The organism is Microcystis sp. LE19-10.1B (assembly GCF_027530565.1).
Taxonomy (GTDB): Bacteria; Cyanobacteriota; Cyanobacteriia; order Cyanobacteriales; family Microcystaceae; genus Microcystis; species Microcystis aeruginosa.
The window spans coordinates 1-9,935 of sequence record NZ_JAPZQM010000108.1; the positions used below are offsets into that span (position 1 = coordinate 1).

Here is a 9,935-nt window from a genome sequence, read left to right on the forward strand (position 1 = left end):
TAAATTCTCTCTAGCATTTTCTGGCTCTCGGGGTTTAGGTCTCTAATCAATCTCATTGTATTTTCCTGCTGCTTCGTTTTTTTATGTATTATACTTCTTAATTTTTTATTTGGGTAATTAATTTTGCATGACTACTTATCAGTGATCAGTTATCAGATGTGAGTTTTCAGTTTACTGATTACTGATTACTGTTCACTGTTCACTGAAAATTGGCCGATATTGCTAGGGAAAAACGGAAAGTGCTGCCTTTACCTAATTCACTTTCCACCTCGATTTGACTTTGGTGTAATTCCACTAAACGACGGGTAATCGCTAAACCAATACCACTACCCCCAGAATAACGGGAACGAGAACGATCGGCCCGCCAAAAGCGCTCGAAAATAAAGGGTAAATCCTCTGCTGCGATGCCAATTCCTGTATCGATAACGGCAATTTGTAGGCGATTTTTGTCCCTTGTCACTTGCAGGGTAATTGCACCATTATCGGTGTAACGAATGGCATTACCGAGCAGATTAACTAAGATTTGTTCGAGGCGATCGGGATCGGCCATGACAGATGGTAAATTGGGGGGACAATCTAACTGTAAAGTCGGTCCATCTTCTAATAATTGATCGGCAAATTTTTCGATGAGAGAATTTAACAAAGGCAATAAATTAACAGGTTGCATTTTAATCGATAGATAACCAGATTCCGCTTGCGATAGCTCCTGTAGATCGTGGGTTAAACGTTCTAACCTGCGGGTTTCTTTCACTAATTTCTGATAAAGTTCTGGATTAGGTTCGATCGCACCATCGGCTAATTCTTCTAAATATCCCCGTACCACAGTTAAAGGGGTGCGTAATTCATGGGTAAGATCACCGATTAATTCCTGGCGCCGTTTTTCCACATCGGCTAAACTAATCGCCATCTGATTAAAACTGATGGCTAATTGATTTAATTCTGGGATTTCGCTTTCTGGAACTCGCGCCGATAAATCCCCTTCAGCAAAATTTTTAGTGATTTGTTTCATTTGTTTTACCGGTTTCATAATGCGTTGAGAAACCAAAAAACTCAGATAACCAGCCGTACTTCCTCCCGCAATGAATGACCAAATGGCACTACTATCCCAAGCTGTCTCAAAACCCCTAACCAAGAAAGTTCTCGCTGATCGCACGGTAAAAAATCCCTGCCTTTCTAACTGTTCCAAACGCAAAACAAACATTCGCGGAGAAGATAATTTAGCAATGATAATAAAGCTACTCAATCCCACCACCATAACGAGGAGATGGGATAAAAATAATCTGGTTCCTAAGCTTAATTTTGGTGGCTGCATATTTGTTTAAAAACTCTATTTGTTGTCAATATTATTGAGAGACTGCTGCATAAATATAAAAACCTTTTTGGCTAATATCTTTTGGTCTTTTTGAAATCAAAAAGTGCCAGCCATTGGATTGTTCGGTGGGAAAATTTAGGGACTTTTTCCCTGAAAATTAGGTAATTCGCCAATTCAAAAATGGGGAAACCCCTACACCCTACACCCCACACCCTACCCCTAGGAAAAACTTTTTGCCGCAAACCCTATTGACAGGGTTTCTCATAAAGATGAAGTATAAGAGGATTTGGCATCGACCACCGACTCCAAAAAACAAAAACTTTGTACCTCACCATTAAGATAACGGCCCTAGATTCGGCTACAGCATCATAAAGAACTCTATCGGGTTCTTCTTGTTGAAGAATCTCTCGTCAAGCTATGCTGTGAGGGGAGAGTAGGTCAAAACCTAACTTTTTGCCGCTCTATGCTATGGTATCAAGATGCGCTACTCTGTTAGGAGATGATTTTGCTTGAGTCATCTGCTCAAAGTAGCGTCTGTTTTTTAACCCTTACCCTTAAAAGAGAATCTTTTCTGTATGCTAGAGGCTAATAATCAGGGAGAGAATCAAATATTTCTCTATGAAGTTGTTTTTTCCGGTTCTTCTGGCTCTTTGCCTCAACGCTTCTCCCGGACAGTGCTGCGAGTACCTAAAAGCCGCATGAGTCAAGAAACACAGCGCCTCCTGCGCCAAGGGGCCAAGATTCTCAGTATAAGGCCTCTTGACCCAGAAACTGCCCCGATTAAGCCTAGTTTACTACCTCAACCTTGGTGGATAGAGATCACCACCACTCAGCCGAAATGTCTCTATTATTTCGGTCCTTTTGAGAGTTTTTCGGAAGCTTTATCCCATCAATCCGGTTATATCGAAGACCTCCAATCGGAATCTGCCCTGGGAATTAACAGCGAAATTAAACAATGTCAGCCAGAGGTTTTAACTCAAGAATATTTTTAATGTATGGTATCTAATTTTACAGATTTTTAGGAATAGTTAGTTTCCTCTTGTTTTCGTTTAATAATGCCTTTACCCTCACAGAATTTACAGGGGACGGATTCATTCTCCGTCTCTAGATAGATTCTTTCTTTGCCCTGGCAGTGGGGACAGATAACTTTTTCTTCCCACCAATAATTCTCTAAAAAAGCCTCATCGGTAATATAGGTAAAATCTTCAAACATTGGCTTGTCCTCTTATCGTTGAGATAGCTTAATCTGGATTCATCTTTCAACCTGAGAAATTGAAAATCACTTTTACCCCCATCGTAAAAAAGATCGGGTTCATTCTTCTTGAAACTTAAATTACTTCATATTTATTTATGTTTATTAATATATAATGAGTGTTCACTATCAATCGGGTGTATCTCATATTTGTGAATTTCTCTCACTTATGGTGATCAGCAGAAGTTATACTAAATCCGTTGAGTATAGGCTACATATCAGGACAGGCAAAAGGCACTCATGCAAAAGGGGGAATAAATAATCAGTCTTTAATAACCGGATTTAGTATAACGATTCTGGTTCCAATCACACAATTTAGACAACCGTTAAAAATCTATGAACTCCCGAAAAGGCTTGCCATATAAGCATTTCACATCTAAGTACAATTGCTTATTGCAAAAGTGGGATGCTCCCCGGGAGATCGGGAGAATCTATTACATCCAATTAGCTGAAACAGTCCGCTTGCAGAATACACCTAGTCCAAATAAACCGAATCCTAATAAACCAAAGACAGTGGAAGGTTCAGAAACAGGTTGACTAGATTGGGGAACAAATCCATATTCTAAGTGATCTACTCCAAAGCCTACATTGATCAAAGTCTGAGATATTGAGATAGCTGAAATGCCTGCTAAATTGATAACTCCAAAAAAGCGATCATCAACTGTTGTTCCGTCGTTTCTGGTATCGCCAATCTGTCCCTGACCAAGTGCAATAGTACCTAAAGAATTTCCTTGTGCATCAAACCCTTCAAAAGTTAGTGGTGTTTGATCTATTCCGCCAAAGCTTGAATATGAATCTGTCCAGACAATACCTACATGAGTAGGAAAGTTTCCTAAAGTATTGGCATTGAAAGTAAATTTAAAGCCTCCTATTATTCCATTACCTACTTCAACGAGATAATGACCTTGTTGCCCGTTTCCATCAATCACTCCGTCGTCAATATCAACAGAATCTGTATAAAAACCTGGACCTTCCACGCCAAATGGTAAGCCACTAGCACTAGAGGCTGTAACACCTGGCACATTCAGGGAACCATCCTCAAAATTCTCAAGGTAAAAATAGCTAAAGTTAACATTTTTAAATGGACTATCATTAAAGCTAAGATAAGGAGTTGGTCCGAGTAATGTTGGAGCAGAATTTACAACGGGAGTTTCAATGACTGCACAACCGAGGAAAACTCCAGTAGCTAGTGTTATGGTGGTAATTTTATTAGCCATTCTTTTAGCCTCATCAATTCCTGCTTCAAGCATAAGCCTGATTTCAGCTAATCTAAAGTCGGATGGTGGCGGATAAAGGCGGGAGTTTTATTAATAATCTTGACAAAAAGCGGATTATAGCGGATAATAACGGGTGGGCGTTAGAGGTATGAAGCAACAGGTTAATGGACGTACAAGCGGTGTTGAAATACGTGGATGACCTAGTTTTCGCACAAACGGGGCAACATCTTGACAGTCTGCAAGTTGCGATTCTGAAGGGAGTCCTTAATGGAAAAAAATATACCCATATTTCTGAAGAATATCATTGTTCGGCAGGGCATACTAAAGATGAAGCTTATCAACTGTGGCGCATTCTTTCCGAAGCTTTAGGAGAAGATTTAAATAAGTCTAATTTCCGTGCTACTATTGAAAGATTAGGAGTGGCAAATGCGTACTCCAATATGGTTAATCCTGTGCAAATCGGTAACATTAACCTCTGTGCGGCTCTTCTCGACTTTGTGTGATAATTTTTGCTTATGTAATCGTGAAATGCTTATCGGGCAACACTTTTAGGACTATTTTGTCGAAGAAACTATCAGTATAGACCTCGTTTCCACACAGAAACCAGAAGAGCCTCTGTGCTAATCCTTCACAAAGTTATGAGACAGAAAATATTGAATCAATAATAGAAGAAACTGCTATACCTTATGTTAAAGAAAGCCTGACAATTCTGGAAAGAGAAAGACAAAAAGCAAAACTAGAAATTATTCCAAACTTAGTCGAGCTTGGCTTGACGGCCGAGCAAATTGCTAGTACGTTGGGATTGTCTCTTGAGCAAGTTAAAAAATGTATTCCTTAATTTTATTTAATGAGCATTGTCCACACAATAGAGATAATTTATGTTTGTTTTTATAAATGCACGTCATCAGCTATCGAAGATTACGAGAATTTACGAATAAACACGCTTTAGAAAATTGGCATAAAATTGCCAGTCAAGCAATTTGGTATAATTTAGTTGAGGTTCAAACAGTATTTCCCCAAGCAGAAGCAGTTGGTAATTTTACTGTTTTTAACATTAAAGGAAATCGTTATCGCCTTATAACCAGTATCGATTATCAGAAGCGGCTAATTTATATCAAGTATGTTTTAACTCACGCTGAATACGATAAGGAGCAATGGAAAAATGACCCTTACTTTTAATCCAGAAAAATACAAAGAATTACTAGCTCGCCATTTACCTAAAGTTATCAGAACAGAAGCAGAAAATGAAAAAGCTCTGGTTATTGTCGAAGAATTGATGCACCGTCAGCATCGAACTCCCGAAGAAGATGAACTTTATGAGCTTCTAATTTTTTTAATTGAGAATTTTGAAAGAAGCTTTTATCTACAAGAATCAACCACACCTAATTCTATGTTATTGTTTTTGATGGAGCAACAAAGCGTTAACAAGAAAGACATAGCCATAATCCTTGGCTCTGACAAAATTGCTTCTAGTTTAATTGCAGGAAAAGGGTCAATTAGCCAAGAACAGGCGAAATTATTAGGACATTTCTTTCATGTAGATTATAGTTTGTTTATGTAGGGTTTGCTGAATAAATCTAAAAACCTTGTTGGGTAAAACTTTTAGACCTTTTGGCCATCAAAAAGTAATGGATCTGGGAGTGATCGGGGGAAAAATCCCTGGACTTTTTCCCTGAAAATTAGGTAATTGACCCCCTCAAAATCGGTAAAACCCTACACCCCACACCCCACACCCTACACCCTGCCCCCAGGAAAAACTTTTTCAGCAAACCCTATGTAGGGTTTGCTGAAAAAGTAGGGGCGAAGCATTCGGATAGGAAATCTACGGTTTCAGCGATAGGTTATGCCCGAATGCTTCGCCCCTACAAGACCACGATTCTCTGAAAATCTTGCACTTGTTTTGCGAAATAGACCCCTAAAACCCTTACCTCGTCTATATTTCACATTTATTCAGCCAACCCTAATTAATTATCTCCTCGCCAAAAAAAATCAGGAGCAGAATTTCCACTCCCGATAACCTATTCACTTTAGACTTGCCAATTTATTGGAATATACTGGCAACCTTGGCGCTTACGTCCGGTTGAGTTTCAGCGTAGATATTTTGACGAGTAGCGGCGATTTCTGTGTAAGCTTGACGCACTTCCGAGTTAACTGCCACCGTTTTCACATCGTAGATACGGGTAGCCAGTTGGGGATAGAAACCGATAGCGACAATCAAAGCGAGGAAAGAGACAGCGATAAAGATTTCTCTGGGTTTAGCGTCACTATATTCTGATTCATGAGGGAGGACACAGCTAGTACCAAAACAAACTGCCTGTTCGTTACTTTTGTTGGGGAGAATGTTAGTAATATCGCAGGAAGAACCATCTCCGTAGAAAACTTGACGGAGCATGGAGAGTAGATAAATCGGGGTGAGGATTAAACCAACGGAAGCGAGGAAGACAGTCACAACCCGGAAGGTTTGGCTATAAACGTCACTGCTAGTGACACCGATGAATACAGTAATTTCACTGGCAAAACCGCTCATTCCGGGTAACGCTAGGGAAGCCATGGCGCCGGCAGTAAAGAGAGCGAAGACTTTCGGCATCGCTTGGGCAATCCCACCCATCTCGTTTAAAGCTAAGGTATGGGTGCGGTCGTAGGTGACACCAGCAAGGAAGAATAAGACGGCGGCAATTAAACCATGGGAGAGCATTTGTAACATAGCACCGCTAATACCCACATCGGTGAAGGAAGCAATCCCTAAAAGGACGAATCCCATGTGTGAAACCGAGGAATAAGCGAGACGGCGTTTCATGTTTTGTTGACCGAAGGAAGCGAAAGCACCGTAGATAATATTAACGACACCGAGAATCGCTAGAATCGGGGCAAAGTAGATGTGTGCATCGGGTAGAAGCCCCATATTAAGACGGATTAAACCGTAACCACCCATTTTGAGGAGAACACCAGCGAGAATCATCGATACAGGTGCAGAAGCTTCACCGTGAGCATCGGGGAGCCAAGTATGGAGGGGGAAGATGGCGAGTTTGACCCCGAAAGCGATTAATAAACCAGCGTAAAGGACTAATTCTAAAGCGAGGGGATAATCTTTAAATCCTAATTCCGCCATATCAAAGGTCATTGCACCACCACCGTAAAGGGCCATGGCTAGACCGGCAACGAGGATGAAGATAGAAGCGGCGGCGGTGTAGAGTAAGAATTTAGTGGCGGCATAACGACGTTTTTGACCACCCCAGATGGAAACGAGTAGATAAACGGGAATTAACTCGATTTCCCACATTAAAAAGAATAATAATAAGTCTTGGGCGACGAAAACACCAATCTGAGCGGCGTAGAGCAACAGCATCAGGAAGTAGAATAAACGGGGTTTGCGGTCCACTTGCCATGCGGCCAAGATAGAAAGGGTTGTCACCAATCCTGCTAATAAAACTAACGGTGCCGAGATACCATCCACCGACACCGCCCAGCTTAAACCAATTTGGGGAACCCAATCGATTTTTTCCACTAATTGTAGGTTGGGGTTGCTTAAATCATATTTTTGTAAAAAGACGTAGCACATTAAAACAAAGTCTGCTAGTCCGACTCCAAGAGCGAACCAACGAACAGTTTTTCCTTCTTTGTCGGGGATTACAGGGATCAGGAAGGAGGCAAGCAAGGGGAGCAAAATGATGGCAGTGAGCCAGGGGAAGTTAGCCGTTAGCATGGCAGTAAGAAAAAATACCTATTTCGTTATGTGTTCATTTTATGCGACTTTGTAAAATTTTGTGAATATTTTTTGGCCTACCTTTACCATAGGCTTTTATCTATAATTGGCGCATCATCATCGATTAACCCAAATAAGCTTGTTTGACCCGCTCATCCCTGAGTAAATCCCCGGCTTCTCCTGCGATAGTCAAGCGTCCCGCTTCCAAAACATAGCCGCGATTGGCAGTTTCTAGGGCTAAATTGGCGTTTTGTTCCACTAACAGGATAGTTACTCCCGATTCGTTTAATTGACGGATAATACTGAAGATTTCTCGCACTATCTGCGGCGCTAGTCCTAAACTGGGTTCGTCTAGTAACAATAACTTGGGACGACTCATTAAAGCTCTGGCAATCGCCAGCATCTGCTGTTCCCCACCGCTTAGGGTTCCCGCTAACTGCTCTCGGCGCTCCGATAGTCGGGGAAACAGTTGCAACTGCTCTTCGATATCGCTTTTTACTCCTAGGCGATCGCTTCTCGTATAAGCACCTAACTGCAAATTTGTCAAGACTGTTTGACGCGCTAAGATTCTTCTCCCTTCCGGACTATGGGCAATTCCCCGCTTAACGATTTCATGGGGTGGTAAATGGGTAATATCTTGACCTTGATAAATTATTCGCCCCGTCTTTGCCGTTAAAATCCGAGATATCGTCTTTAGAGTCGTCGTTTTTCCTGCTCCGTTCGCTCCAATCAGGGTGACAATTTCCCCCGTTTCTACCCTTAAGCTAACCTGCTGTAATGCCTTTATTCCGCCATAATTAACCGATAAATCGCTAATTTCTAACATAAACCCAGTCAAATCCCAATAGGATCACTATAGCAGTGATCACTGCCATAGTGATCACTGATTATCTGCCTAAAACTTCCAAGACAACTGGGGCAACTCCCGATTGGAAAACACCGATAATCGCTGCCGCACCTCTGGAGAGATCGATGACGCGACCACCGCTAAACGGACCGCGATCGTTAATTCGCACCACCACCGAGCGCCCGTTACGCAGATTAGTTACCCTAACCTTGGTGCCGAAAGGTAGATAGCGATGGGCGGCGGTTAAACTACTAGAGTTAAAAGTCTCACCACTAGCGGTGCGACGACCGTGGAAACCAGGACCATACCAAGAGGCCATTCCCTTTTTACGGGGGCGACTGCTGGTTTTTACCGCTGGGCTTGTTTTCGGCTTCTCTGCTGGTGTCACTGAGGCAGGATTGCTGGCTGGGGCATTAGCCGGGGCCGGCTTGACTTGATTGGGTTGTGATTGGGGTTGTCCCGTCGAAGGAATGGCCTCTTGGGTCTGGGGTGTAACGCTTGCAGGGACGGTATTTTCTTTGTCCACTAGGGACTCCAAAGTTTTTAGAATTTCGTTAGCATTATCTTGAACCGAACGTGATACTTTAATATCTGAATCAGTTGTTCGACTATTAGAAAAAGCGGACAGAATGGTTTGAGAAGTGGACTCGATAACAGTTTGACGACCTAAGCTAATGTCCGTCAGGCTGTTGCTGTGTCCTGCTGTCTGGGAACAAATTATCGAGGCTGTAGTCCCCACTACGGTAAGGGCAGTTACAGCTTGTAGTTTGTTGACCAATTGTTTATTCATAGACTTTCTTATTGTGCGTTAGCAAGTTCCCAATGCAAAGCTGAAGGAACTTGCTAACATTCCTTTGTGCTTGCAGAGCTAACTTGGTTGCTTTCTGTTCAACCGTATCACGGAAAATCGGTTGGTCATTACGAGAATTTATATCGTTATCGGGCAAGAGAATCAAAAATTTAAATAAAGGGTTGACTGGCGCTAAAAACCAAGTTAAGATGAAGGGTTTTTAATTTTTTGTGTCCTAGAGGGGATCAAGGTTAGGAAAACTTAGGGAATTAGGGAAATTTCGAGGGGGAATAATGCTAGTATTGACAAGGCTTTCAAGGATTATCAGCCCTCCTCGATTTCTCTCTATCGATGCAGATAATGGTTAATAAAACTGTTATCTTTGCTACAAAAAACCAGATTTTTAAGATAAATGTCAAATCGGGTTAAAGGTCAGAGATTAAAAATTATAATAGGGGCTTGACAAAGAACTAAAAATAAGCTGTTATTAGCCAAACTTAACTATAAAATCAGAAATGTTAATGGATGCTAATACTAAATCCTCTTTAAAAGGGATAGGGAAGTGGGGAAGTGGGGAAGTGGGGAAAGAAACCTCTTTCATCTGTGGGGGTGAAAATTTTTTCATCCGGCCCGACTCCTAACCCCACGAAAAGCTTTTTCGGCAAACCCTATCTAGGGTCTGCTGAATAAATCTAAAAACCTTGTTGGATAAGACTTTTGGACTTTTTTCCCCTCAAAAAGTGCCAGCCATTGCGGGGATCGGGGGAAAATTCAGGTACTTTTTCCCTGAAAATTAGGTAACTGACTACCTCAA

Annotated in this window: 10 protein-coding genes; 4 read left to right on the forward strand and 6 right to left on the reverse strand. The window is 41.6% G+C overall.

All coding sequences use genetic code 11. The features are described 5' to 3' along the window. Nucleotides 1-199: 199 nt before the first annotated feature. On the reverse strand, nucleotides 200-1,312 hold the full coding sequence (locus O9332_RS03670) for a sensor histidine kinase (protein ID WP_004159301.1): 1,113 nt from the start codon (nucleotides 1,310-1,312) through the stop codon (nucleotides 200-202). Nucleotides 1,313-1,887: 575 nt separating this feature from the next. Between O9332_RS03670 and O9332_RS03675 the strand changes: the two genes are divergently transcribed. Then, nucleotides 1,888-2,304: a DUF1816 domain-containing protein gene (locus O9332_RS03675; RefSeq protein ID WP_004159304.1), complete on the forward strand. Its 417-nt coding sequence runs from the start codon at nucleotides 1,888-1,890 to the stop codon at nucleotides 2,302-2,304. Between the two features lie 26 nt (nucleotides 2,305-2,330). On the opposite strand, the gene O9332_RS03680 is transcribed toward O9332_RS03675, so the two are convergent. Next, nucleotides 2,331-2,525, reverse strand: coding sequence for a hypothetical protein (locus tag O9332_RS03680; protein WP_004159306.1), 195 nt, complete (start codon nucleotides 2,523-2,525; stop codon nucleotides 2,331-2,333). Nucleotides 2,526-2,998: 473 nt separating this feature from the next. Then, nucleotides 2,999-3,814 (reverse strand): PEP-CTERM sorting domain-containing protein, encoded by an 816-nt coding sequence (locus O9332_RS03685; RefSeq protein ID WP_002788850.1) that lies wholly within the window; start codon nucleotides 3,812-3,814, stop codon nucleotides 2,999-3,001. A gap of 131 nt (nucleotides 3,815-3,945) precedes the next feature. Here O9332_RS03685 and O9332_RS03690 point away from each other — a divergent pair, with 131 nt between their 5' ends. The 3 genes from O9332_RS03690 (at nucleotide 3,946) to O9332_RS03700 (ending at nucleotide 5,342) form a co-directional block, all read left to right on the forward strand. Further along, nucleotides 3,946-4,284, forward strand: coding sequence for a helix-turn-helix domain-containing protein (locus O9332_RS03690; RefSeq protein ID WP_004159314.1), 339 nt, complete (start codon nucleotides 3,946-3,948; stop codon nucleotides 4,282-4,284). 391 nt (nucleotides 4,285-4,675) lie between these two features. Then, a complete protein-coding gene (locus O9332_RS03695) occupies nucleotides 4,676-4,960 on the forward strand; it encodes a type II toxin-antitoxin system HigB family toxin (protein ID WP_004159317.1) in 285 nt (94 codons plus the stop codon). After that, entirely contained in the window at nucleotides 4,944-5,342 is a 399-nt protein-coding gene (locus O9332_RS03700; RefSeq protein ID WP_002788855.1) for a helix-turn-helix domain-containing protein, read from the forward strand. The genes O9332_RS03695 and O9332_RS03700 overlap by 17 nt, the downstream gene beginning before the upstream one ends. Nucleotides 5,343-5,822: 480 nt before the next feature. On the opposite strand, the gene O9332_RS03705 is transcribed toward O9332_RS03700, so the two are convergent. The 3 genes from O9332_RS03705 to O9332_RS03715 all read right to left on the reverse strand — a co-directional run bounded on the left by O9332_RS03705 (nucleotide 5,823) and on the right by O9332_RS03715 (nucleotide 9,121). After that, nucleotides 5,823-7,484 (reverse strand): NAD(P)H-quinone oxidoreductase subunit 4, encoded by a 1,662-nt coding sequence (locus O9332_RS03705; RefSeq protein ID WP_004159322.1) that lies wholly within the window; start codon nucleotides 7,482-7,484, stop codon nucleotides 5,823-5,825. A 124-nt stretch (nucleotides 7,485-7,608) separates the two neighbouring features. Then, complete coding sequence (locus tag O9332_RS03710) at nucleotides 7,609-8,310, reverse strand: ABC transporter ATP-binding protein (protein WP_004159323.1); 702 nt, start codon at nucleotides 8,308-8,310, stop codon at nucleotides 7,609-7,611. Between the two features lie 61 nt (nucleotides 8,311-8,371). Continuing rightward, nucleotides 8,372-9,121, reverse strand: a complete 750-nt coding sequence (locus O9332_RS03715) for a septal ring lytic transglycosylase RlpA family protein (RefSeq protein ID WP_004159324.1) — start codon at nucleotides 9,119-9,121, stop codon at nucleotides 8,372-8,374. Nucleotides 9,122-9,935 lie beyond the last annotated feature (814 nt).

Bases quoted from the DNA above. Each gene is read 5' to 3' on its own strand.
- O9332_RS03685 (WP_002788850.1), bottom strand. From the start codon at position 3,814: ATGCTTGAAGCAGGAATTGATGAGGCTAAAAGAATGGCTAATAAAATT.
- O9332_RS03680 (WP_004159306.1), bottom strand. From the start codon at position 2,525: ATGTTTGAAGATTTTACCTATATTACCGATGAGGCTTTTTTAGAGAAT.
- O9332_RS03705 (WP_004159322.1), bottom strand. From the start codon at position 7,484: ATGCTAACGGCTAACTTCCCCTGGCTCACTGCCATCATTTTGCTCCCC.
- O9332_RS03700 (WP_002788855.1), top strand. From the start codon at position 4,944: ATGACCCTTACTTTTAATCCAGAAAAATACAAAGAATTACTAGCTCGC.
- O9332_RS03695 (WP_004159317.1), top strand. From the start codon at position 4,676: ATGCACGTCATCAGCTATCGAAGATTACGAGAATTTACGAATAAACAC.
- O9332_RS03675 (WP_004159304.1), top strand. From the start codon at position 1,888: ATGCTAGAGGCTAATAATCAGGGAGAGAATCAAATATTTCTCTATGAA.
- O9332_RS03710 (WP_004159323.1), bottom strand. From the start codon at position 8,310: ATGTTAGAAATTAGCGATTTATCGGTTAATTATGGCGGAATAAAGGCA.
- O9332_RS03670 (WP_004159301.1), bottom strand. From the start codon at position 1,312: ATGCAGCCACCAAAATTAAGCTTAGGAACCAGATTATTTTTATCCCAT.
- O9332_RS03715 (WP_004159324.1), bottom strand. From the start codon at position 9,121: ATGAATAAACAATTGGTCAACAAACTACAAGCTGTAACTGCCCTTACC.
- O9332_RS03690 (WP_004159314.1), top strand. From the start codon at position 3,946: ATGGACGTACAAGCGGTGTTGAAATACGTGGATGACCTAGTTTTCGCA.